The 21,647-nt window shown below is 72.7% G+C and carries 22 protein-coding genes and 1 pseudogene; 14 read left to right on the top strand and 9 right to left on the bottom strand.

All coding sequences use genetic code 11. The features are described from left to right. Positions 1-20: 20 nt before the first annotated feature. The 7 genes from CP983_RS07450 to CP983_RS07420 all read right to left on the bottom strand — a co-directional run bounded on the left by CP983_RS07450 (position 21) and on the right by CP983_RS07420 (position 4,514). Positions 21-350 carry a deoxyxylulose-5-phosphate synthase gene (locus CP983_RS07450; protein ID WP_150499022.1) on the bottom strand — a complete coding sequence of 110 codons (330 nt, stop codon included), beginning with the start codon at positions 348-350 and terminating at the stop codon, positions 21-23. A gap of 55 nt (positions 351-405) precedes the next feature. Continuing rightward, positions 406-819 (bottom strand): hypothetical protein, encoded by a 414-nt coding sequence (locus CP983_RS07445; protein ID WP_150499021.1) that lies wholly within the window; start codon positions 817-819, stop codon positions 406-408. Next, a complete protein-coding gene (locus CP983_RS07440; RefSeq protein ID WP_150499020.1) occupies positions 816-1,289 on the bottom strand; it encodes a protease inhibitor I42 family protein in 474 nt (157 codons plus the stop codon). Before CP983_RS07440 ends, CP983_RS07445 begins: the two co-directional genes overlap by 4 nt. A 9-nt stretch (positions 1,290-1,298) precedes the next feature. Then, on the bottom strand, positions 1,299-2,039 hold the full coding sequence (locus CP983_RS07435; RefSeq protein ID WP_150499019.1) for a hypothetical protein: 741 nt from the start codon (positions 2,037-2,039) through the stop codon (positions 1,299-1,301). Next, positions 2,036-2,896 (bottom strand): hypothetical protein, encoded by an 861-nt coding sequence (locus tag CP983_RS07430; protein WP_150499018.1) that lies wholly within the window; start codon positions 2,894-2,896, stop codon positions 2,036-2,038. Before CP983_RS07430 ends, CP983_RS07435 begins: the two co-directional genes overlap by 4 nt. Positions 2,897-3,019: 123 nt before the next feature. Then, on the bottom strand, positions 3,020-3,439 hold the full coding sequence (locus tag CP983_RS07425; RefSeq protein ID WP_150499017.1) for a WXG100 family type VII secretion target: 420 nt from the start codon (positions 3,437-3,439) through the stop codon (positions 3,020-3,022). A gap of 109 nt (positions 3,440-3,548) precedes the next feature. Beyond that, complete coding sequence (locus CP983_RS07420; RefSeq protein WP_150499016.1) at positions 3,549-4,514, bottom strand: ATP-binding protein; 966 nt, start codon at positions 4,512-4,514, stop codon at positions 3,549-3,551. Positions 4,515-4,680: 166 nt separating this feature from the next. Here CP983_RS07420 and CP983_RS07415 point away from each other — a divergent pair, with 166 nt between their 5' ends. From CP983_RS07415 to CP983_RS07400, 4 genes are read left to right on the top strand one after another with little or no spacing between them, the layout of a single operon-like run. Continuing rightward, a complete protein-coding gene (locus tag CP983_RS07415; protein WP_150499015.1) occupies positions 4,681-5,214 on the top strand; it encodes a GNAT family N-acetyltransferase in 534 nt (177 codons plus the stop codon). A 3-nt stretch (positions 5,215-5,217) separates the two neighbouring features. Next, on the top strand, positions 5,218-6,702 hold the full coding sequence (locus tag CP983_RS07410; protein WP_150499014.1) for an ABC transporter substrate-binding protein: 1,485 nt from the start codon (positions 5,218-5,220) through the stop codon (positions 6,700-6,702). Positions 6,703-6,705: 3 nt separating this feature from the next. Then, positions 6,706-8,496, top strand: a complete 1,791-nt coding sequence (locus tag CP983_RS07405; RefSeq protein ID WP_150499013.1) for an ABC transporter permease subunit — start codon at positions 6,706-6,708, stop codon at positions 8,494-8,496. Beyond that, positions 8,493-9,719: an MDR family MFS transporter gene (locus tag CP983_RS07400; protein WP_150499012.1), complete on the top strand. Its 1,227-nt coding sequence runs from the start codon at positions 8,493-8,495 to the stop codon at positions 9,717-9,719. Before CP983_RS07405 ends, CP983_RS07400 begins: the two co-directional genes overlap by 4 nt. A gap of 106 nt (positions 9,720-9,825) precedes the next feature. Here CP983_RS07400 and CP983_RS07395 read toward each other — a convergent pair whose 3' ends face one another. Then, positions 9,826-10,584 (bottom strand): CDP-alcohol phosphatidyltransferase family protein, encoded by a 759-nt coding sequence (locus CP983_RS07395; protein ID WP_150499011.1) that lies wholly within the window; start codon positions 10,582-10,584, stop codon positions 9,826-9,828. 108 nt (positions 10,585-10,692) lie between these two features. On the opposite strand from CP983_RS07395, the gene CP983_RS07390 reads away from it, so the two are divergent. From CP983_RS07390 to CP983_RS44660, 5 genes and pseudogenes are all read left to right on the top strand, one after another. Then, a complete protein-coding gene (locus CP983_RS07390; RefSeq protein WP_150499010.1) occupies positions 10,693-11,676 on the top strand; it encodes a zinc-dependent alcohol dehydrogenase in 984 nt (327 codons plus the stop codon). A gap of 152 nt (positions 11,677-11,828) precedes the next feature. After that, the gene (locus CP983_RS07385; RefSeq protein ID WP_093747920.1) at positions 11,829-12,227 is read left to right on the top strand and encodes a 6-pyruvoyl trahydropterin synthase family protein; all 399 of its coding nucleotides are present in this window, start codon (positions 11,829-11,831) and stop codon (positions 12,225-12,227) included. Beyond that, positions 12,224-13,468 carry a glycosyltransferase family 4 protein gene (locus CP983_RS07380; protein WP_373309789.1) on the top strand — a complete coding sequence of 415 codons (1,245 nt, stop codon included), beginning with the start codon at positions 12,224-12,226 and terminating at the stop codon, positions 13,466-13,468. Before CP983_RS07385 ends, CP983_RS07380 begins: the two co-directional genes overlap by 4 nt. A 140-nt stretch (positions 13,469-13,608) precedes the next feature. Then, the gene (locus CP983_RS07375) at positions 13,609-14,559 is read left to right on the top strand and encodes a class I SAM-dependent methyltransferase (RefSeq protein ID WP_373309804.1); all 951 of its coding nucleotides are present in this window, start codon (positions 13,609-13,611) and stop codon (positions 14,557-14,559) included. Continuing rightward, positions 14,556-15,674, top strand: a pseudogene (locus tag CP983_RS44660) (lysylphosphatidylglycerol synthase transmembrane domain-containing protein); the annotation flags it as partial. The gene CP983_RS07375 and the pseudogene CP983_RS44660, both read left to right, overlap by 4 nt. A 107-nt stretch (positions 15,675-15,781) precedes the next feature. On the opposite strand, the gene CP983_RS07365 reads toward CP983_RS44660, so the two are convergent. After that, a complete protein-coding gene (locus tag CP983_RS07365; protein WP_167537668.1) occupies positions 15,782-16,564 on the bottom strand; it encodes a creatininase family protein in 783 nt (260 codons plus the stop codon). Positions 16,565-16,605: 41 nt separating this feature from the next. Here CP983_RS07365 and ribA point away from each other — a divergent pair, with 41 nt between their 5' ends. From ribA to CP983_RS07340, 5 genes are read left to right on the top strand one after another with little or no spacing between them, the layout of a single operon-like run. Beyond that, the gene (gene ribA / locus CP983_RS07360; RefSeq protein WP_150499007.1) at positions 16,606-17,274 is read left to right on the top strand and encodes a GTP cyclohydrolase II; all 669 of its coding nucleotides are present in this window, start codon (positions 16,606-16,608) and stop codon (positions 17,272-17,274) included. 33 nt (positions 17,275-17,307) lie between these two features. Then, a complete protein-coding gene (locus CP983_RS07355) occupies positions 17,308-18,282 on the top strand; it encodes an ornithine cyclodeaminase family protein (RefSeq protein WP_150499006.1) in 975 nt (324 codons plus the stop codon). Beyond that, positions 18,279-19,424, top strand: coding sequence for an NAD(P)/FAD-dependent oxidoreductase (locus CP983_RS07350; protein WP_150499005.1), 1,146 nt, complete (start codon positions 18,279-18,281; stop codon positions 19,422-19,424). The genes CP983_RS07355 and CP983_RS07350 overlap by 4 nt, the downstream gene beginning before the upstream one ends. Then, entirely contained in the window at positions 19,421-20,482 is a 1,062-nt protein-coding gene (locus tag CP983_RS07345) for a saccharopine dehydrogenase (protein WP_150499004.1), read from the top strand. Before CP983_RS07350 ends, CP983_RS07345 begins: the two co-directional genes overlap by 4 nt. Further along, positions 20,475-21,638, top strand: coding sequence for a saccharopine dehydrogenase family protein (locus CP983_RS07340; protein ID WP_150499003.1), 1,164 nt, complete (start codon positions 20,475-20,477; stop codon positions 21,636-21,638). Before CP983_RS07345 ends, CP983_RS07340 begins: the two co-directional genes overlap by 8 nt. Positions 21,639-21,647: the final 9 nt, after the last annotated feature.

Below are 21,647 nucleotides of genomic sequence, written 5' to 3'. Positions count from 1 at the left end.
GCCCGTGACCGGGGAGTGCGTCAGGGCATCTCGCAACGGACGAGTGCCCGAGCGCAGGGTTCACCGGTGCGGCGCGCGTGGGCCATCCGCTCACGCACCTCCCGCAGAGTGCGCGGGCGGTAACCGGGCCCGCCGCAGCAACTCTTGTGGAACCGGACGCCCGCGTGCAGCAGCACGGACAGGGTCCGCCAGGCCGCGCGGTCACGGCGTGGCGGCGCGGCGAAGGCGGAGCCGACGTGGATCAACGGCTCCGCGCAACGGGGGCAGATCCGCTGCCTGTCCCTGTCGTACGGCTGCTTGTACGAGGCCCGGCAGGGCAGGCAGACGTACGAGGTCTTCGCGTGGGCCATACGGCCAGAGTAGGCAGCCACCGGAGCGAACTCGACGGAATTTGTGGGCCGCGGCTCACTCCCCGGCCACCCGAGAGCGGTGGACGTGTCTGAGGCCGAGCAGTTCGGCGACGGTCTCCAGCCAGCGGGCCGCGTCCTCGTCGCCGTCTACCCCGTCGACGGCGGTGGCCGCGGACTCCAGCCACGCACGGACCATGGAGACCGCCTCATCGCCCGGCACCGGCTCGCGCAGCTCGGCCGCGTACCGGACACCCCCGCTGCGCACCACCTGGGCGAGGAAGGCCACGGCCCGAGGCCGGATGCCGAGCCGGTCCAGCAGAACGGCGGCGCCCACCGCGCCGTCGCCGAAGAGGGCGGTGCGGTGCCGTCCGGCGAAGGAGAGGCCGTAACGCAGCATGGCCGGGATGTCCGACCGCGCCAGCTCGTCGTCGGTCCGACCAGGGGGCGAGGTCTGCGGCGCGGGGGTCATGGCTTGCTCACGGTGACGGTGTAGGTGTGGATGGTGGCTCGGTACTTCTTGTCGGGGGTGGGGCTGCCGCTCGGGACGGGGGACGCGGTGACGGGACCGCCGGCATCGCCGCCGCCGGCGCAAGCACCGTGCGGGCACTGGATGAGCCGGATCTTCGTCGTGCCGGGACCGACAGCCTTGAAGTCGAAGGAGTCCGTTCCGCTCCCGCTGCCGATGGCGTCGTCGTCGGCCTCGATCTCCTCCCGCTTGTCCGTGTTCCGGACGATGTCGGTGTCGGGCTCCGGCGAGGTCAGGTACCACCACTCGCCCATCGCGGTGTCGACCGGAACGGACAGCGTGAACTCCTCCCCCTCGTCCACCTGTATCTGCGTCTCACCCAGCTCGTAGGTGTCCGGCCCGGTGAGGCCGCAGCCCGCGAGCATGGTCGTCAGCAGGGCTGGAAGGGCGAGTCGGCGCAGGACGCTGGTCATGACGCTCACTTATCGGTCGGCGGGCAGATGGACGGCGTACGCGTCGGGCATGCGGGAGTCGGAGGCCTTGTCCATGCGGCCGTTGACGAAGTCGTCCTCGCTGACCCAGGTCGTCTGGCCCCACGGGTTGTAGATCTGCAGCATGTCGCCCTCCTGACCGATCACCATCATCTGGTGCCCGTGCCGGCCGTCCTTGTCGTACCCCTCCACTTCGATGGGGACGGGTCTGCCCTCGGCAACGGACTTCTCGATGTCCGGCAGCACGTCACGGCGTTCGTCCGCACCGCGAACCTGCTGGTACTCGTACTCGCTGCCGGTGTGCGGGCTGATCTCGGCGTTGGCGATCTCGTTCTGCCCGTCGCTGTCCATTCCATCCGGAGCGTCGGACCACCAGTGGGTGTAGTCGCCGTCGCCTTCCTCGTGCAGGCGCAGCTGTTCGTCGTGGAGACGGTCGCGGAAGGCGTCGGGGTCGTTCTCCTGCCCGGACGGCCCGCCGGTCAACTCCAGCGCGTAGACGGGATCGACCATCGCGCGGGCGGTCACGGTGCTCGACGGCACACAGGTGTTGCCCTCCTGGGACCACTTCTCGTCGCCGAACCACTGGTAGTCGGTGTTCTTGTTCGACCCGTCGGCATTGCGCCCCTCGTCCGCCTTGCTGTCGCCGGCTGTGACGACCGGGCTGAGGTGCTGCTGAAGCCAGTGCGGGTCCTTGCCGTGGATCTTGTCCTGGAACTGGCCGACCTGGTTCACGTCATGCCCGCGGCCAGCGCCTTGACCAGATACGCCCGCTCCTGCGGCGTCTTGGCATCGGCGAGCATCCGCTCGAAGCGGGCCTCGTCCTGCGGGTTCATCTTCTCCATGAAACGGCCGGAACGTTCGAGGTCGCCGGCAGTGAGGAGTTCGTTCTGTTCCTGCGGGCCCCCGAACACGCCGACGTCGGCGAGGACGAGGCGGTCGGCGGCGGAGATGTTGTCGGTGTGCATCTGACCGGCACGGGCCTCGGCCGCGTACTTGTTCAGCTCCCGCGCAGCCGTCCGCGCCGCGTCGTCCGCTTCCTGCGCGGCGTAGTAGAGGAAGTCGGCCCCCGTTCCCGCTGTCTCCTGGGCCCGCTTGCGGTCGGATTCCTCGTCGTCCGTCTCGACCATGTCGTCGAAGAAGCCGTCGCCGCCGCCGAGCATCGTGCGAGCACTGCGCAACTGTTCGCGGCCGTCGCCGTCCTTGGACTGGGCGGAAGTGAGTGCGTCGGAGAGGTCGTAGAGAGCCTTGGACGCCTTGCGGAACGCCTCGGACATCTGCTCGGCGGAACGGCCGGCGGCCGCCACCACTTCGGCCGCCTTGGCGCCGGTGCTGCCCACCCACACCGACGGAACCCCTGACGCGGCGACGTTCTCAACCCGGTGCTGTACGTCCGCGGCTTCGTCGGCCTGGCTTTTGTAGCGCTGGGCGATGGCGTCCAGGGTGCTCGGGGAACCGACCGGGGCGGGGACACCGAGGAGGTTGCCGATGGCCTCCAGAACCGCGTTCTTGCTGTCGGCGGCCGCGAGGTCTCCTATGTAACGGTCGATGTTCTGCTTGCGGTCGGTGGTGGATTCGCCTGCGTCGGCCATGTGATGAGAGCCCCGCCGTCCTAGCTCAGGTGTGAGGTGTCAGAGGTGTCAGGTGGAAGCGCACACGTCGGCCGGGTGCGCGCGGCCGCCGGTATCTCGAACTGCGCCGCGGGCGCCGGCCCGTCAGCCGAAGTCGGCGAGGCTCGGCGGAGGCTCCCCCGGGGTGGCGCCCGTGACCATCCCCGGGTGCGCAGCAGCGGGTGCGGGGACGGTCGTCAGGCCACCGTCCGCGCTCGCGGAGTGCAGCGCGACGATGGTGTCGTTGTCGGCGCTCTCGTAGCTACGCCGGGAGATGCCGACCTTGTCCGCGAGTTCGTGCAGCGCGGCTTCCAGCGTTTTCGCCTCGGCCTGCCAGGCGGCGGCGAAGTTGTCGTACGCGGGGCCGGAATCCGACCCGCCGAGAGCGTCCGGTGCGTAGCACATGTGGTCTTCCACGGCCTTGCGTATGGCGCCGACGTCGTCGCCCGCCCGGTCGAGCTTTCCGGCTTCGCCGTCCATACCGCTCGCGTGGATCCTGTAGCCGTCCGAGCCCGCACCTGTCATGTTCCCCGCCCTCGGATCCGAACGGCCGAACTCCTGTGACGGCCCACACCTGCTGACCAGGGATGATACCTGATTGCGTGTCATGCGCATGCGGCCGCAGGGGCCGCGGTCAGCGCGCGTCCGCGTGAGAGCCGAGTGCCGGCGGGCCCGGTACGAAGTCCGGGTCCACCTGGGTGGCAAGGTCGGTGCCCGTTCTGTCGTCCGCCCAGGCGCGGGCGTTGCGCAGGTGGAAGTCGACGGCGTGGCCGTGGGTCGTCGGCCAGTCCTTGTCGCAGGCGTCCACCGCCTCGCGCAGCAGGTTCAGGGCGTGGACGTTGTGGGCCTCCAACTCGCCCTTTTCCCGGCCCTGTTCGGCCGCTCGGATCCAGGAGGAGTGGACGAGGTGGGTGAGGAGGTCGTCGCCGACCTCCTCCTTGAGGAAGAGCAGGTCGTCCTCGTCGGTCACCTTGTTGCCGACGACCGCGACGCGGATGCCGAACTCGCGGGCGTGGTCGCGGTACTGGCGGTAGACCGAGACGCCCTTGCGGGTCGGCTCGGCGACCAGGAACGTCATGTCGAAGCGGGTGAACAGGCCGGAGGCGAAGGCGTCCGCGCCCGCGGTCATGTCGACGACCACGTACTCGCCGGGGCCGTCGACCAGGTGGCCGAGGTACAGCTCGACCCCGCTGAGCTTGGAGTGGTAGCAGGCGACCCCGAGGTCGCTCTCGTCGAACTCGCCCGTGACCATCAGCGGCACATCGCCGACGCGCCGGACGTGACGGGTGTGCAGTTCGTCGTCGCCGAGGAGACGCAGCAGGCGGGAGCCGCGTCCCGGCGGGGTGGTCTTGATCATGGCGTCGGCGGAGGGGATGCGCGGGTTGGTGCCGCGCAGGTACTCCTTGATGTCCCGGACGTGGGCGCCGAGGGGCGGGGCGTCCAGGGCGGTGCCGGTGTGGCCCAGCGCCTCGGCGAGGTGCTGGTTGATGTCGCCGTCGATGGCCAGCACCGGCGCGCCGGAGCCGGCGAGGTGGCGGGTGAGGAGTGCCGACAGGGTCGTCTTGCCGCTGCCGCCCTTGCCTACGAACGCGATGCGCATCAGCGGGCCGCCTTCCGGGCTAGGGTACCCTTGTTGAAAATGAGTGTCATGTGGCCAGGTTGGTCATGGCTCGTGATCACTGTCAAATCGCTTGGGCCGGAAGGGGGTTGCGGGGTTGTCGAGGGCGGCGCGATCTTCCTCTTTGCTTAATGCATATGATGTGCAAGTGCACGACTACAGCATCAGGGCGGCGAGCCCGGACGACCTGGACGGTGCGCGAGCCCTGATGCTCGACACCGTCTACCGCGACTTCGGCACCGGCTATGTGCCCCGCTGGCACGCGGACATCATCGATCCGGCCGCCGCCTACCTCGCCTCACCCCGCCACACCCTCCTCGTCGCGCTCGACGCCCGGGGCGGCGTCGTCGGCACGGCCGCGCTCGACTCGCGCGGCCCGGCCCACCCGCCGAACCCGCGCGACCTCGCCGAGCGCTACCCCTCCGGCGCGACCGCGCAGCTGCGCCGCGTCTACGTCCGCCCCGAGCACCGCAGACGCGGCCTCGCCCGGCGGCTCGTCCATGAACTGCTCGCCTTCGCGGCGGCCGACGGCGGCTATCGCGCCGTCTATCTCCACACCGACCCGAAGGTGCCCGGCGCCGAGAGCTTCTGGCGCTCACTGGGCAAGGTCGTGCACGACGAACGCGAGGACACCGGCGGCGGCAACGGCGTCGTCCACTTCGACATACCGATGGAGCGATAGACCGTGCGACGCCGACTCCGCCCGATCCTCGCCCTTGTTCTCGCCCCGGTGCTGGCCGGTTGCTTCGCCTCCGGCGGAGGCGGCAGCGACTCCGCCGACACCGGCTCCCGCCTCCGGGTCGCCCTCGCCTTCCCGCCCGCCGAGAACCTCTCGCCGTATGGCGCCGACTCCACCATCCTCAGCCGCCTCGGCGTCACCGAGGGCCTGACCGCGCTGGACGCCAACGGCACCGCCACCCCCGCCCTGGCCGCCTCCTGGCGCCAGGAGGACGAGAAGACCTGGCTGTTCACCCTCCGCGAGGCCACCTTCCAGGACGGCTCCAAGGTCACCCCGGCCGCCGTCGCCGCCGCCCTCACCCACGCCACCCGGACCGCGCCCGCCCCGGCCGCCGTCGCCGGAGTCACCCTCACCGCGAAGGCCGAGGGCGGCGACGTACGGATCACGACCGGCGCCCCCGACCCGATCCTGCCGCTGCGGCTGTCCAGCCCCTCCCTCGCCGTCCTCTCCGCCAAGGCGTACAAGGAGAAGGACGACGTCGACCCGGTCGGCACCGCCACCGGGCCCTACGAACTCACCAAGGTCATGGGCACCACCGCCGCCACCCTCGACCGCTACGACGACTACTGGGGCGGACGCGCCCAGGCCACCGGCATCGACGTCAAGTTCGTCGCCGACGGCACCGCCCGCGCGAGCGCCCTGCGCACCGACCAGGTCGACCTCGCCGAGGCGATCCCCGTCGCCCAGGCCGCCACCCTCGACAAGGGCACCCGCGAGGCGACCGCCACGACCCGCACCACGAGCCTGCTCCTCAACTCGCAGAAGGGCCCGTTCGAGGACGCCGCACTGCGGGCCGCGGCCCGCGCCGCCGTCGACACCTCCGCGCTCGCCGAGGACGTCCACGAGGGATACGCCGACCGCGGCGCCGGCATCTACGGCCCCGCTGTCACCTGGGCCGCGGGCAAGCGGACCGAGCCGGTCGGACGGGCGGAGCCCGGCAGGCCCGACGGGACCCGTGTCACGCTCGCCACGTACGACAACCGGCCCGAACTGCCCGAGGTCGCCCAGGTGCTGAAGCAGCAGCTGGAGAAGGCCGGCTTCGAGGTCACGCTGGAGGTGCGCGAGTACTCGCGGCTGGAGAGCGACGCGCTGGCCGGAAAGTTCGACGCGTTCGTCCTCGCCCGCAACACCCTCGTCGACACCGCCGACCCCGTGTCCGTCCTCGCCAGTGACTACACCTGCGACGGCGGCTACAACCTCGCCCAGCTCTGCGACAAGGACGTCGACCGGGCCGTGGCCAAGGCCGAGCGCGCCGCCGACACCGCCGGGCGGCAGGACGCGGCGATGGCCGCCGAGGCCCGCATCCTCGGCACCGACGCCGTCGTACCGCTGGTCCACCAGCGGATCATCACCGGCGTCGGGAGTTCCGTCAGCGGCGAGCTCCTCGACCCGTACGAGCGCACCCTCGTCGGCATCGGCACCCGGCGCTGACCCGTGCGGCTCCAGGCAGTCACGCTCCTGTGGCGTGCGGGGATCGCGGCCGCCCTGGTGTGCGCCATCGGCGTACTGCCGTGGCTCTCGCACACCGACCCGGCGCTCACCGTCCTCAAGGCCCGGTCGGCGGACCGCGACCCCACGCCCGAGGTCCTGGCGGACATCCGCGCCCAACTCGGCCTGGAAAAGGGTCCGTTCCGGCTCCTCGGGGACTGGCTCGGCGGGCTGTGGCACGGGGACGCCGGACGGTCCTGGATCTCGGGCAGCGAGGTCACGCCCGCCGTGCTCCAGGCACTCGGCGTGTCCCTGCTGCTGATGGCGGTGGCCCTCGTGGTCGCCGCCGGCACCGCCGCGCTGATCTGCGCGCGCACCCTGCGGCTCGGCGCCGGGCAGCGTCTGGACGGGCGGCGGGCCGGGGGCGGCGGGTCCGCGGTCCTCGCCGCGCTGCCCGAGTTCCTCACCGCGTCCGTCCTCGCCACCGTCGTCGGCGTGCAGCTCGGCTGGCTGCCCGCGCTCGGCTGGTACGGCTTCCAGTGGACGATCCTGCCCGCCCTCGCCCTCGGCCTGCCCGCCGGCGCGGTCCTCGGCCGGCTCCTCGACGACCTGCTGCCCGGCGCGTTCGCCGAGCCCTGGGCCCTGGCCGCCACCGCGCGCGGACTGCCCGGCCGCACCGTCGCGCGAGGGGCCCTGCGCCGCTGCCTGCCCGGACTGCTGCCCAACACCGGCCTGTTCGTCGTGGGCATCACCGGCGGGGCGGTCACCGTCGAGCAGATCTACGACATCCCCGGCCTCGGCCGCACCACCCTCCAGGCCGCCCTCGCCCAGGACCTGCCCGTCCTCCAGGCCGGCACGCTCGCCCTCGTGCTGCTCGCCGCGGTCGCCGCCGCCTTGGCCCACCTCCTCACCCGCCTGCTGATCGGCCCGGCCCTGCGCGACGGCGCGCTGCCGTCCCCGCACCGGCCGGCACTGCCCGCCCGCCGCTTCCTGCCCCTCGCCTACGGCGGCCTGCTCCTCGCCGTCATCGCGGTCGGCCTGCCCCGCGACCCGCTGGCCCTCGACACCGCCGAGCGACTCGCCGCGCCCTCCGGCGCGCATCCGTTCGGCACCGACGCCCTCGGCCGGGACGTCCTCGCCCGCGTCGCGCACGGCGCCCTCGACACACTGCTGCTCGCACTCGCGATCACCGCCGTCACCCTGCTCACCGGGCTGGCGCTCGGCCTGCTGCCGCGGCTGTCCGGGCCCGTCGTGGACACCGTCACCGCGCTGCCGCCGGTCCTCGTCGCCCTGCTCGTCACCGCGATCGTCGGCAGCGGCGGCACCACGCCCGCCCTCGCCGTCGCCGCCGTCGCGTGGACACCGCTCGCCGCCCACACCTCCGCGCTCCTTCGGCAGGAACGCGCCGCCCTCCACCTCACCGCCACCCGCGCCCTGGGCGCCGGACGCTGGTATCTGCTGCGCCACGAACTGCTGCCGGCCGTCGTGCCGCCCGTCACCCGGCACGCCCTGCTCCGGCTGCCAGGCGTCGCCCTCGCCCTCGCCTCGCTCGCCTTCCTCGGCCTGGGAGCCCAGCCGCCCTCCCCGGAGTGGGGCCTGCTCCTCGCCGAGAACCAGCCCTACGCCGAACGCGCCCCCTGGGCGGTCCTCGCCCCCGCCGCCGTACTCGCCCTGCTGGGCGCGCTGGCGGTGACGGCGGCCGGAGGGGTACGGCGACACAAGCGCACCGCCGCACCCGAGGCGACGGACGTGCCCGAGAAGCAGTCCGAACCGAGGGAGTTGGTGACGACCGGATGAGACCGCCGACGCCCGGCCTCCGCAAGGCGGCTCCGGACCGGCTCCGCCTCTCCCCCCTCCTCCGTCTCCTCATCCTCACCCAACTCGCCTTCAACATCGGCTTCTTCGCCGTGCTGCCCTTCCTCGCCGAACACCTGGGGCAGGCCGTCGGGATGGCGGGGTGGCTGGTCGGGTTCGTGCTGGGGCTGCGGACGTTCAGCCAGCAGGGGCTGTTCGTGGTGGGCGGCGCGCTGGCCGACCGGTACGGCATCCGGCCGGTCGTGCTCACGGGGTGCGTGCTGCGGATCGCCGGGTTCGTGTGGCTGGGGTACGCGACTGCGACCGGGGCGGTGATCGGGGCGGTGCTGCTGATCGGGTTCGCCGCCGCCCTGTTCTCACCGGCCGTGGAGTCCGAGGTCGCCCGCCAGGCCGTGCTGTGGGAGGAAGCGGGCGGCGGCTCGCGCACCCGGGTGCTCGCGCTGCTGACGGTCGCCGGTCAGGCGGGCGCGTTCGTCGGACCGCTGCTGGGCGCGCTGCTCCTGGCGGTGGACTTCCGCACGGTCTGTCTCGCAGGCGCCGGAATCTTCGGTCTCGTTCTCGCCGGCCACGCGTGGCTGCTGCCGCAGCGCATACCCGGACGGGGCGGCGTCCGACTGCGCGGCGGCCTGGGGAAGCTGCTGCGCAACCGCCGCTTCCTCGCCCTGTGCTGCGCGTACGGCGCCTATCTGCTCGCCTACAACCAGCTCTACCTCGCGCTGCCCGACGAAGTGGAGCGCGCCACCGGCTCCCAGGCCGCGCTCGCCTGGCTGTTCGCCCTGTCCTCGCTGCTGGTGGTGATCGCCCAGCTGCCCGTCACCCGCTGGGTGGGGGAGCGGCTCACCCTGCGCCGGTCCATGGTGGCCGGCCTGCTCCTCATCGCGGCGGGCTTCTCGGTCGTGGCCGCGGCTCGCCCCGCCCACTGGACGGGTACGGCGGCGCTGTTGCCCTCGGCCGGCTTCGTCGTCCTGCTCACCCTCGGGCAGATGCTCGTCGCACCGGTCGCCCGAGCCTGGATCCCCGACCTCGCCGAGGAGGGCCGACTCGGCCTCTACACCGGCGCGTTGTCGTCGGTCTCGGGCCTGATCGTCCTCATCGGGAGCTCAGCGACGGGAACCCTCCTGGACACGGGCCTGCCGGCGGCCGTGCCATGGCTGGTGCTGGCGGCCGTACCACTGGCGGCGATCGGGGTGCTGCCTCGCCGGTAGGGTCCGGCAGCGCCCCGAAGGGGCGCGGGGCTGTGTCAATGTGCGGCTCCGCCGCGGGGCGCGACCAGCCACGACGATGGCGCAGATGATCGACGGCCCATGGCGTTCAGGACGCCACCAGTTCCCGCACCTCCGCCACGGAGACGGGCTCCGTACGCGACGTCCGGTACAGCCACATGATGTCCCGCCCGAACGACCAGACCAGCGCGGCCAGCGCGACCGCGGCCACCGCGAACGTCGCCGCGTACGGGAGGTAGCCGGACGCGGCCAGCAGCAGGAACACGCCCTGCAACGCGGCGACCGTCTTGCGGGCCGTGCTCGGCGGGAGTGGCGCGTTCAGCCAGGGCCAGACGCGGGCGGCGGCGACGAAGCCGTAGCGCATCGCGCCGATCAGGAGGACCCACGGGCCCAGCGACATCGAGACGTACACGCTCAGTACGAGGATCAGGAACGCGTCGACCTCCATGTCGAAGCGCGCTCCCAGCGCCGTGGACGTGCCCGTCCGACGGGCGACCTTGCCGTCCACGCCGTCGAGGATCAGCGCGACCGCCGTCAGGCCCACGAAGAGCGTGACCGGCGGCGAGCTCTGGAAGGAGTCCGCCACCAGAGCCGTGACGCCGCCCACCAGCGTCGCGCGGCCGAGGGTGACCCGGTTCGCCGGGCCGAAGGAGCGCAGCCCCGACCGGTGCAGGGCCAGCGACAGCAGCGCCCAGGTCGCGATGGCGAAGACGAGGCCGGTCAGCCAGCCCGCCGGCCCCAGGCCGATCGCCGATCCGAGCAGGGCCAGCAACAGGATCTGCACGCCCGCTCCCACAGCGGTCTCCTGCTGGACCAGCCTTGCGTCGTAAGTGTTGTTCAGGGCCACCGCACATTCCTCCGGCCAGATGACAGAGTCGATCAAGGCCGCGTACTGTGCGCGACCTGTGCACACCTCCGTACGTGCACGGCTTCACGATCGTTCAGGAGGATTTCGATGAACCGCGCCGCACGTGCGTTCTGGCTCCGCTCTCCGGGTGAAGGAGAGATCCGGGAGGCCGTCCTTCCGGAGCCGGGCGAGGACGAGGTGCTGGTGCGGTCGCTGTACTCCGGAGTCAGCAGGGGCACGGAGACACTCGTGTTCCGCGGCGGCGTCCCCGAGAACCAGCACGCGTCCATGCGGGCACCGTTCCAGGAGGGCGAGTTCCCCGCCCCCGTGAAGTACGGCTATCTCAGCGTCGGGGTGGTCGAGGCCGGGCCGACGGCACTGGTCGGCCGTACGGTGTTCTGCCTGTACCCGCATCAGACCCGGTACGTCGTCCCCGCGAGCGCCGTGACGGTCGTACCGGACGACGTGCCCGCCGCCCGCGCCGTCCTCGCCGGCACCGTCGAGACCGCGGTGAACGCGCTCTGGGACGCCGCGCCCCTGGTCGGCGACCGGATCGCCGTGGTCGGCGGCGGCATGGTCGGCTGCTCGGTCGCCGCGCTGCTGGCCCGCTTCCCGGGAGTACGGCTTCAACTGGTCGACGCCGACCCCCGCCGGGCCGAGGTCGCCGAGGCCCTCGGCGTCGGATTCGCCACGCCCGGGGACGCGCTCGGCGAGTGCGACCTCGTCGTCCACGCCAGCGCCACCGAACAGGGCCTGAACTCCTCGCTCGAACTGCTCAGGGCCGAGGGCACGGTCCTCGAACTCAGCTGGTACGGCGACCGGCGCGTCGCCCTCCCGCTCGGTGAGGCCTTCCACTCCCGGCGGCTCGTCATCCGCAGCAGCCAGGTCGGCACCGTCTCCCCGGCCCGCCGTGCCACCCGCAGTTACGCCGACCGGCTCGCCCTCGCCCTCGACCTGCTCGCCGACCCGGCCCTGGACGCCCTCGTCACGGGAGAGAGCGCTTTCGAGGAGCTGCCCGAAGTGATGCCGAAGCTCACCTCGGGGGAGATCCCGGCCCTCTGCCACCGCGTCAGGTACGCGGACACGCCCTGACGGACTCGTCCATTCCCGGACGACAAGAGCGCCTGACCTCAGAAAAGAGTGAGAGTCGGCTGAACACGGGGAAGCGAAGAGCCGTACTACACGACATCCCCGGCAGTGATCAGCGGGGGATGAGGAGCGCACCGCACCTGGAGGGTCGTCCGTTGTTCAGCATCACCGTCCGCGATCACATCATGATCGCCCACAGCTTCCGCGGCGACGTCTTCGGACCCGCGCAGCGCCTGCACGGAGCGACGTTCCTGGTGGACGCAACGTTCCGGCGCGAGCAGCTGGACGACGACAACATCGTCGTCGACATCGGACTCGCCACAAGGGAACTGGGTGCCGTCGTCGGTGAACTGAACTACAGAAACCTCGACAACGAACCCGACTTCGCCGGGATCAACACCTCCACCGAGTTCCTCGCCAAGGTCATCGCCGACCGGCTCGCCGAGCGCATCGAGAAGGGCGCGCTGGGCGAGGGCGCCAAGGGCCTCGCCGGCCTCACCGTCACCCTGCACGAGTCGCACGTCGCCTGGGCGAGTTACGAGCGTGCCCTGTGACCGACGTGACGCTGGAGAAGAACGTGGCCCGCGACGGGAACGGCGTCCTCGGCAAGAACGTCACCCTGGACAAGACGGAGCAGCCGGCGCTGGGCTATATGCCCGTGCAGCACTCCGTCCTGAAGAACGCCGAGATCATCCCCATGTCCCTGCGCTCCGTGCACTTCGTCCTGCCGGGCGGCGTCGACGACCTGGCCGCACCGAGCGGCGGCAACGCCTACGACCGGCGCGTGTGTCTGGACCTGCCCGGCTTCGGCTGGCAGGTGCACAAGCGCCCGGTGGACGGCAGCTGGCCCCGCCCCGGCGCCGAGGCCCGCGCCGAACTCGCCCGCACACTGCGGGAGTTCCCGGACGGCACGGTCGTCCTGCTGGACGGGCTGGTCGCGTGCGGCGTGCCCGAGATCATCGTGCCGGAGGCGGAGCGGCTGCGCCTCGCGATCCTCGTCCACCTCCCGCTCGGCGACGAGACGGGCCTGGAGCCCGCCGTCGCCGCGGACCTGGACGCCCGGGAACGCACCGTGCTGCGGGCGGTGGACGCGGTGATCGCCACCAGCGACTGGGCGGTGCGCCGCCTCGTCTCCCACCACGGGCTCGCCCCCGAGCGTGTCCATGTCGCGGCGCCCGGCGCCGACATCGCGCCGCTCGCGGCCGGCACCGACGGTGTGTCCCGCCTGCTGTGCGTGGCCGCCGTGACACCGCGCAAGGGACAGCACCGGCTGGTGGAGGCGCTGGCCGCGGTGACCGACCTGCCCTGGAGCTGCGTCTGCGTGGGCGGGCTGAACCAGGACCCCGCATACGTGGCCGAACTGCGGTCCCTGATCGCGAAGCACGGCCTCGAGGACCGGCTGATCCTGGCCGGCCCGCAGGCCGGCGCCGAACTCGACGCCAGCTACAACACCGCCGACCTCATGGTGCTCACCTCCTACGCCGAGACGTACGGCATGGCGGTCACCGAGGCGCTGGCCCGTGGGATCCCGGTCCTTGCGACAGACGTCGGCGGGCTCCCCGAGGCGGTCGGCCGGGCACCCGACGGCGGTGTCCCCGGCATCCTCGTCCCGCCGGAGAACTCGGCCGCGATCGCCGTCGAGCTGCGCGGCTGGTTCGGCGAGGCGGACGTACGACGCCGGCTGAAGGCGGCGGCCCGCGGCCGGCGTGCCGCCCTGAACGGCTGGGCCGGCACGGCCCGCAGCCTGGCCTCGGTTCTGGGCCGACTGCCGAACGAACCCCGGAGGGCGGCATGAGGAAGACGGCGACGGCACAGAGCGGCGGGACGATACCGACCCAGCCGGGGCCCCTGGAGGCGACGGACTCGACGCAGCGCGGGGCGGACGCCGACGAGCAGAGCGGAACGCACGGCGAAATCGTTTCGGCGGAGGGTGACATGGGTGGTGCTTCCATACCGTCGGCGTCCGACGCCGACGCCGTGATCCTCGGGGCCGGCCCCACCGTGCGGCCCGGCGAGCGGGCCACCGTACGGCTGCGGGACGCCGGCCCTGACGACCCGCCGCGCTACGCGCCCGAGTGGCTGGAGCTGCGGGAGGGCGCCGATGCCTCGGCGCGGGCGCACGACCTGCTCGACCCGCTGCGGATCCGGCTCGCCAACCTGCCGGCCCGGTCCGGCGGGCTGGTCATCCACGACATCGGCTGCGGCACCGGCTCCATGGGCCGCTGGCTCGCGCCCCATCTGGACGGCCCCCAGCACTGGGTCCTGCACGACCGCGACCCCTACCTTCTGCACTTCGCCGCCGTCGCCTCCCCGCGCTCCTCCGCCGACGGCAGCCGGGTCACCGTCGAGACGCGCCGCGGCGACGTCGGCCGGCTCACCCCGGACGCCCTGAAAGGCGCCTCCCTGGTGACCGCGTCCGCGCTCCTCGACGTCCTCACGGTCGAGGAGATCGGCACCCTCGCCGCCGCCTGCGCGGGCGCGGGCTGCCCGGCGCTGCTGACGCTCTCCGTCGCGGGCCGCGTCGAACTCACCCCGTCCGACCCGATGGACGACGAGATCGCCGAGGCGTTCAACGCCCACCAGCGGCGCTCGGGACTGCTCGGCCCCGACGCGATCACGGTGGCTGCCGAGGCGTTCTCCGAGCACGGCGCGACCGTGCAGGTCCAGCCGAGCCCGTGGAAGCTCGGCCCCGGCGAGTCCGCGCTCACCGCCCAGTGGCTGCGCGGCTGGGTCGGCGCGGCGGTCGAGCACCGCCCCGAACTGCGCGAGCGCGCCGACCGCTACCTGACCGAACGCCTCGCCGCCTGCCAGGCCGGCGAACTGCGGGTGATCGTCCACCACAGCGACCTGCTCGCGCTGTGCCGGCCGACGGGCGGAGCGTCATGACCGTGGAGACGGTGGCTCGGACCCGCCCGGAACGCCGGCTCCCCAAGCCCCGTATCCGCCGGGCGGAGCGGCCCGGCGTGCGCGGCGCCCGCGTGCAGGCGGTCCTTCCCGCCGCCCCCGTCCCGGGCACCGCCGCCGTCTCCCCGGACCGGATCGGTGCCGTCGTCACCGAGGCCCCGTCGGCAGCGGAGTCCGCCGAGCCGACGACTCGCAGCCGGCTGCGTGGAGCGCTGTCGCGGCTCAACACCCCGGCCTTCCGCACCCACCTGGGCACCGTCGTCGGCGTCGTGATTCTCGCCGTGCTGTTCTGGCGGCTCGGCACCGGCGTGTTCCTCGACGGGCTGCGGCGGATCGACGGTGCGGCGCTGGCCGGCGGGCTCGGGATCGGGCTCGTCACCACCGTGTTCAGCGCCTGGCGCTGGCAGTTGGTGGCCCGCGGGCTGCGGATCCGGCTGCCGATGTGGCCCGCCGTCGCCGACTACTACCGGGCCCTGTTCCTCAACGCCGCCCTCCCCGGTGGTGTCCTCGGCGATGTGCACCGGGCCGTACGGCACGGGCAGAGCGCCGGTGACATGGGGCGCGGCGTCCGCGCGGTCGTGCTGGAGCGGACCGCCGGCCAGGTCGTCCTCGCCGCGTTCGGCGCCGTCGTGCTGCTGACCATGCCGTCACCGGTGCTGAACCAGGCCCGCGACATCACCCCGCTCATCCTGTTCGCCGGGGTGGGCGCGCTCGCCGTGGTGGCCGCCGTACGCATGAACCGGGCGCCGTCGCGGCGTGACCGGAGCCGGCCGTCCGCGCTGCGCACCACCCTCGACGAGGCCCGGGAAGCCCTGCTGTCCCGCCGCAACGGCCCCGGCGTCGCCGTCTCCTCGGCCGTCGTGCTGGCCGGACACATCGGGATGTTCGTGCTCGCCGCCCGCGTCGCCGGCTCCGACGCCTCCGTCGCCGCCCTGGTGCCGCTCGCCGTCCTGGCGCTGCTCGCGATGGGACTGCCCCTGAACGTCGGCGGCTGGGGCCCCCGGGAGGGCGTCACCGCCTGGGCGTTCGGCGCCGCGGGACTGGGCGCGACCACCGGACTCGCGGTCGCCGTCGTGTACGGCGTCCTCAGCTTCGTGGCCGCACTGCCCGGCCTCGTCGTCCTGGTCGTCCGCTGGTACACCGGGCTGCGCGCGGAATCCGGATCCGCCGCGACCATGGCGGACCCGGAACCCAGCGGCTATTTTCAGGCGTCACCCGTGTCCGCTACGGAATCGTCCGCGGAGGTCAGCAGTGACACATACGCGCCGAAGGAATCCGCGAGGCTCGCCAGCAGCCCCTTCCCCTTTTCCGCGGAACCCAGTGAAGGGCGGCCGATGACACCGGAATCGGTATAGGCGGACATACCGAGGGTCAGCAGATGACGGCGATCGTCCGCCACGAAATCGGAAGTCTCATAACCGGGTCGGATCAATTCGGGATGAGCGTGCAGAAGGATGGAGGTCTCGATTTCCCCCGCGTGCATGTCGGTGAGCAGTGAGGTCTCCACCCCCGCCCGCACCCGCGCCGTCTCCCAGTCCTCCGGGGCCGGGAACAGCGCCATTCGCTCACCACGCGCGGAGGACTCCTGAACGACGTTGCCCAGTACGTAGTTTCCGCCGTGTCCGTTGACCACCACCAGGGCGTCGACGCCCGAGCGGCGGAGCGAAGCCGCAATGTCCCGTATCACCGCATGAAGGGTCACTGAGGAGATGCTGACGGTCCCCGGCCAGGCCGCGTGCTCGTGCGAGCAGGAGATCGTCACGGGCGGAAGCAGGTGCACCGGGTGCGCGGCGGCGATCTCGCGCGCGATGGCGCAGGCCACCAGCGTGTCGGTCGCCAGCGGAAGGAACCGGCCGTGCTGCTCGAAGCTTCCGACGGGGAGCACCGCCACCTGTCGTGAGACGCCCGCCCCTCGGGTCCGTACGTCTTCGGTGGTGTCCGCCGGCACCAGCGAGTGCGCCGCCGGCCGCATTTGCGAACCACTCATCTTTTCACGGCCTTTCGTCTCTGCTTAGGAACTGAAGAATCATGACAGAAAAAATTGGCGTCCTCGGCAAGAAGTCCACGCAGCGGACGCAGCGTTCCGGCGTGGAACGCGTGGTGAATGCGCCGCTGCCCACCGTGTACGGCGAATTCCGTGCGATCGGCTATCTCGATCACGACCGCGGAGACGAGCAAGTGGCCCTCGTCCACGGCGAGATAGGCACGGACGGGGTGCTGACCCGGCTGCACTCGGAGTGCCTGACGGGTGACGCCTTCGGCTCCCAGCACTGCGAGTGCGGCGACCAGTTGGCGGCAGCCCTGCGCGCGGTCGTCGCCGAGGGCAGCGGCATCGTCGTCTATCTGCGGGGCCACGAGGGCCGCGGCATCGGCCTGCTCGCCAAGCTGCGGGCGATGGCCCTCCAGGCGGAGGGCCTGGACACGGTCGAGGCCAACCTCGCGCTCGGCCTGCCGGTCGACGCCCGCGACTACGGCGTCGCCGCCGGGATGCTGCACGACCTGAACGTGCGCAGCGTCCGGCTGCTGTCGAACAACCCGCGCAAGCGCGAGGCGCTGGTGCAGCACGGCATCGAGGTCGCCGAGCAGGTCCCGCTGCTCATCCCGCCGTGCGAGAACAACATCACCTACCTGCGCACCAAGCGGGAGCGTCTCGACCACCACCTGCCCCATCTGGACGCGGTCGGGCAGCTGTCCTGATTGCGGCGAGGCCCGTCCGGACAGGAAGAGGGAATGACCGACGACGTCCTCTTCCTGACCGGAGAACAGGTCTCGCGCCTGCTCGGCCTCGACGCGGCGATCGCCTCGCAGCGCGCGGCCTTCACGGCGCTCGGCGCCGACGCGGCCGACCTGCCCGGGAAGATCATGCACCCGAGCCGCTTCGACGACAGCGTCGTCTTCGCGTACGTCTCCCGGCTGTCCGCGGACACCGGGGCCGTCGCGAAGATCGGCAGCGTCAACCCGGGCAACGCGGCGTCCGGCCTGCCGACCGTCCACGCGGTCATCACCGTGCTCGACCCGGTGACGGGCCGTCCGGCCGCCGTCATGGACGGCACGGCGATCACGACCCTGCGCACGGCCGCCGCGAGCGCCGTCGCGATCGACGCCCTGTCCACCCCGGGCAGCGCGGACCTCGCCCTCCTGGGCTCCGGCACCCAGGCCCTCGCCCACGCCCGGGCCGTCGCCAGGGTGCGCGAGCTGAAGTCCGTACGGCTGTGGAGCCCGACCGAGCGCAACCGCGCCCGCGCCGCACAGGAGCTCACGACCGAACTCGGTCTCGCCGTTGAGGCGGTCGGCACCGCCGAGGAGGCCGTGACGGGGGCGTCGCTGGTCGCCGCCTGCACGCTCAGCACGACCCCCGTCGTACAGGGGGAGTGGCTGGCACCCGGGTGCACGGTCGTCAGCGTCGGATCGTTCGAGCCCGGCCGCCGCGAGGTCGACGACGACGTGCTGCTGCGCGCCGCGAGCGTCGTCGTCGACGACCCGGCGACCGCCGCCGAGCACGCCGGGCCCGTGGTGCACGCCCTGCGCGAAGGGGCGTTGGCCCCCGAGGACCTGGTCGGCCTCGGCGCCGTGGTCACCGGGCAGAGCTTCCCGCGGTCGGGGCCCGGCGACATCGTCTACTACAACAGCGTCGGCCTCGGCATCCAGGACGCGGCCGCCGCCTGGGCCGTCGTCGAGGCGGCCCGGAAGGAGGCCCGCCCGTGAACACCCACGCCAGTGTCGTCGTCATCGGCGGCGGTGTGATGGGCACCAGCATCGCCTATCACCTCGCCCGCGGGGGCGTACGGGACGTCGTCCTCGTCGAGCGGGACGAACTGGCCTCCGGCTCCACCTCGAAGGCGGCCGGCGGAGTGCGCGCGCAGTTCTCCGACGAGCTCAACATCCAGCTCGGGGCGCGCAGCCTCCAGGCGTTCGCCCGGTTCGGGCTGGAGCTGGGCCACGACATCGGGCTGCACCGGGTCGGCTATCTGTTCCTGCTGTCGACGCCCGAGGAGGTCGCCGGCTTCGAGGCGAGCGTCCGGCTCCAGAACTCCCTCGGGGTGCCCAGCCGGATGATCGACCCCGCCGAGGCCCGGCGGCTGTCCCCGCTGATCAGCACCGACGGACTGCTGGCGGCCGCGTTCTCCCCGGACGACGGCCACTGCACCCCCGAATCCGTCGTGCACGGCTACGCGTCCGCGGCCCGCGCGTACGGGGCGCGGATCTTACGCCACAACGACGTCACCGGCATCGAGATGCACGGCGACCGCATCACCGCCGTGACCACGAGCATCGGCCGGATCACCACCGAGACGGTGATCTGCGCGGCCGGCCCGTGGTCGCGGGCGATCGGGGCGATGGTCGGCGTGGACCTGCCGGTGGTGCCGCTGCGCCGGCAGGTCGCGGTCACCGAACCCGTCGGCGGACTGCCGCCGGACCTGCCGATGACCATCGACTTCACCACCAGCCTCTACTTCCACTCCGAGGGCCCCGGCCTGCTCCTGGGCATGTCCGACCCCGACGAGCGGCCCGGCTTCGCCACCGACACCCACGACCGCTGGATCCCCCGGCTGGCCGCCGCCATGGAGCGCCGCGCCCCCGCCCTGCTCGACCTGCGCCGCACGGGAGGCTGGGCGGGCCTGTACGAGGTCACCCCGGACCACAACGCGCTCATCGGCGAGGCGACTTCCGTCTCCCGCTTCCTGTACGCGACCGGCTTCTCCGGCCACGGCTTCCTCCAGGGGCCGGCCGTCGGCGAGGTCGTCCGTGACCTGTACCTCGGCCGCGTACCCTTCGTGGACGTCAGCCCGCTCAGCGCCGGCCGGTTCGCGGCCGACGCCCCGCGCCCGGAGGCCAACCGCGTATGACCGAGCTCCATCTGTGGCTGCGCCACGAGGTCCGTTCCACCGAGCGACGCACACCTCTCGTGCCGTCGGACGCCCGCCGGCTCGTCGAGCGCGGGGTGACCCTGACCGTCGAGGAGTCCCCGCAGCGGATCTTCCCCGCCGAGGAGTACGAGGCGGCCGGCTGCCGCACCGCGCCCGCCGGTTCCTGGGTGTCGGCACCCGAGCGGTCCGTGGTGCTGGGACTCAAGGAACTCCCGGACCAGCCGGGCGAGTTGACGCACGACCACATCTTCTTCGGGCACGCCTACAAGCGGCAGCCCGGCGCAGAGGCGCTGCTCGGGCGCTTCGCGGCCGGAGGCGGCACACTGCTCGACCTGGAGTACCTGGTGGACGACGACGGCCGCCGCCTCGCCGCCTTCGGCTTCTGGGCCGGCTATCTCGGCGCCGCCCTCGCCGTCCTCCAGCACCGGGGCCGGCTCACCGCGCCGCTGACGCCTCTGTCCAAGGACGAACTGGACGCCCTCCTGCGGCCGGTCGCCGGGGACGAGGAATTCACCGCGCTGGTGATCGGCGCCCTGGGGCGCAGCGGACGCGGCGCCAGGCTCGGGTTCCTGACCGCGGGCATCGAGGCGACGCCCTGGGACCTCGCCGAGACCCGGGCCCTGGACCGCCCGGCGCTGCTGGCGCACGACGTGCTGGTCAACGCCGTCCTCGCCACCACGCCCGTCCCGCCCTTCCTGCGCGAGGAGGACCTCGACGACCCCGGCCGCCGGCTGCGCACCGTGTGCGACGTCACCGTCGACGTCGGCTCGTCCCTGAACGTGCTGCCGGTCTACGACCGCACCACCGAGTGGACCGACCCGGTGCGCCGGCTGCGCAAGGAACCGCCGCTCGACCTCATCGCCATCGACAACCTGCCGTCCCTGCTGCCCCGCGAGTCCAGCGCCGACTTCTCGTCGGCGCTGCTTCCCCAGCTGCTCCAGTTCGAGACGGGCGGGCCGTGGGGGCGCTGCCGTGACCGGTTCCATCAGGCATGCCGTGAACTCGGCATCGTGGAAGGGGAGTTCCGCAATGGCTGACAGATCCTCACGGGTTCCCGCGAGCGGCACGGTCCACTGGGTCGGCGCCGGTCTTTCCACCGGCAGCGGGTTGTCCCGGCTGTGCGACACGGCCGACCGGGTACGGCTGTGGCACCGCACCGAGGACCGAGCCGCAGGCGCCCTCGCCCGGCTCGGCCTCACCGGGCGCGCCGAACCCGGCGCCTACACCCTGGCCGCGCTCACGGCCGAACTGGCGCCCGGCGACGTCGTCGTGTCGATGCTGCCGGCGCCCGAGCACGCCGGGATCCTGGCGGCCTGCGTGCGCCGGTCGGCCCACTTCGCCTGCTCCAGCTATGTGTCGGACGCGGTCCTCGAACAGGTGCCGGCGGCCACGGCGGCAGGGCTCGTCGTGCTCACCGAGGCCGGCCTCGACCCGGGCATCGACCACCTCTTCGCCCACTGCCTGATCGGCCGCGCCCGGGAGGCCGTCGGCGACGACGCGGGAGCCTCGTACAGCCTCACCTCCTACTGCGGCGGGGTCCCCGCGGTCCCGAACGACTTCAGGTACCGCTTCAGCTGGGCGCCCGCAGGGGTCCTCAACGCCCTTCGCGCACCGGCCCGTTACCTCCAGGACGGTGCCGAGACCGTCGCCGAGCGGCCGTGGGAGGCGACCCGGCCGCACACCGTGGACGGGGAGGTGTTCGAGGTCTACCCCAACCGCGACAGCGTTCCGTTCGTCGAGCAGTACGGGCTGCCGGACGGCTGGAAGCCGCTGACCTTCGTGCGCGGCACCCTGCGCCTGGAGGGCTGGCTGCGGGCCTGGGACGCCGTCTTCGAGGAGCTGAAGGCGGGCGACGACGCCCGGATCGCCGCCCTGGCGGGGGAGTTGGCGGCCACCTACCCGACCACGGACGCCGACCGTGACCGGGTCGTCCTCGCCGTGTCGCTGGACGTGCGCGGCGGCTCGGGGCAGTCGTGGTCCGGCAGCTATCTGCTCGACCAGGTCGGGGACGAGGAGGAGAGCGCGATGGCCCGCTGCGTCTCCCGCCCGCTCGCCCTCGGCGTCCGGCACATCCTGGACGGCTCCCTGCCGGCGGGCCTGAGCCGTGCCGCGGAGACGGCGGCCCGCTCGGAGGAGTGGCTGCGTGAACTCGCCCTGGAAGGAGTGGAGTTCACCCTGCGCGTGGACCAGTGACCGGCGGCG

Origin of the sequence: Streptomyces chartreusis, from assembly GCF_008704715.1 — a bacterium.
In the GTDB taxonomy this organism is placed as follows: Bacteria; Actinomycetota; Actinomycetes; order Streptomycetales; family Streptomycetaceae; genus Streptomyces; species Streptomyces chartreusis.
Note: the sequence above shows the minus strand (reverse complement) of the source record. Positions and strands in the feature narration are given on the sequence as shown.

What these genes read in the sequence shown, in the direction of transcription:
- CP983_RS07440 (WP_150499020.1), bottom strand. Translation starts at nt 1,289, where the DNA reads ATGACCAGCGTCCTGCGCCGACTCGCCCTTCCAGCCCTGCTGACGACC.
- CP983_RS07345 (WP_150499004.1), top strand. Translation starts at nt 19,421, where the DNA reads ATGACCGAGCTCCATCTGTGGCTGCGCCACGAGGTCCGTTCCACCGAG.
- CP983_RS07425 (WP_150499017.1), bottom strand. Translation starts at nt 3,439, where the DNA reads ATGACAGGTGCGGGCTCGGACGGCTACAGGATCCACGCGAGCGGTATG.
- CP983_RS07450 (WP_150499022.1), bottom strand. Translation starts at nt 350, where the DNA reads ATGGCCCACGCGAAGACCTCGTACGTCTGCCTGCCCTGCCGGGCCTCG.
- CP983_RS07365 (WP_167537668.1), bottom strand. Translation starts at nt 16,564, where the DNA reads ATGAGTGGTTCGCAAATGCGGCCGGCGGCGCACTCGCTGGTGCCGGCG.
- CP983_RS07445 (WP_150499021.1), bottom strand. Translation starts at nt 819, where the DNA reads ATGACCCCCGCGCCGCAGACCTCGCCCCCTGGTCGGACCGACGACGAG.
- CP983_RS07355 (WP_150499006.1), top strand. Translation starts at nt 17,308, where the DNA reads ATGACCGACGACGTCCTCTTCCTGACCGGAGAACAGGTCTCGCGCCTG.
- CP983_RS07340 (WP_150499003.1), top strand. Translation starts at nt 20,475, where the DNA reads ATGGCTGACAGATCCTCACGGGTTCCCGCGAGCGGCACGGTCCACTGG.
- CP983_RS07390 (WP_150499010.1), top strand. Translation starts at nt 10,693, where the DNA reads ATGAACCGCGCCGCACGTGCGTTCTGGCTCCGCTCTCCGGGTGAAGGA.
- CP983_RS07375 (WP_373309804.1), top strand. Translation starts at nt 13,609, where the DNA reads ATGGGTGGTGCTTCCATACCGTCGGCGTCCGACGCCGACGCCGTGATC.
- CP983_RS07400 (WP_150499012.1), top strand. Translation starts at nt 8,493, where the DNA reads ATGAGACCGCCGACGCCCGGCCTCCGCAAGGCGGCTCCGGACCGGCTC.
- CP983_RS07420 (WP_150499016.1), bottom strand. Translation starts at nt 4,514, where the DNA reads ATGCGCATCGCGTTCGTAGGCAAGGGCGGCAGCGGCAAGACGACCCTG.
- ribA (WP_150499007.1), top strand. Translation starts at nt 16,606, where the DNA reads ATGACAGAAAAAATTGGCGTCCTCGGCAAGAAGTCCACGCAGCGGACG.
- CP983_RS07430 (WP_150499018.1), bottom strand. Translation starts at nt 2,896, where the DNA reads ATGGCCGACGCAGGCGAATCCACCACCGACCGCAAGCAGAACATCGAC.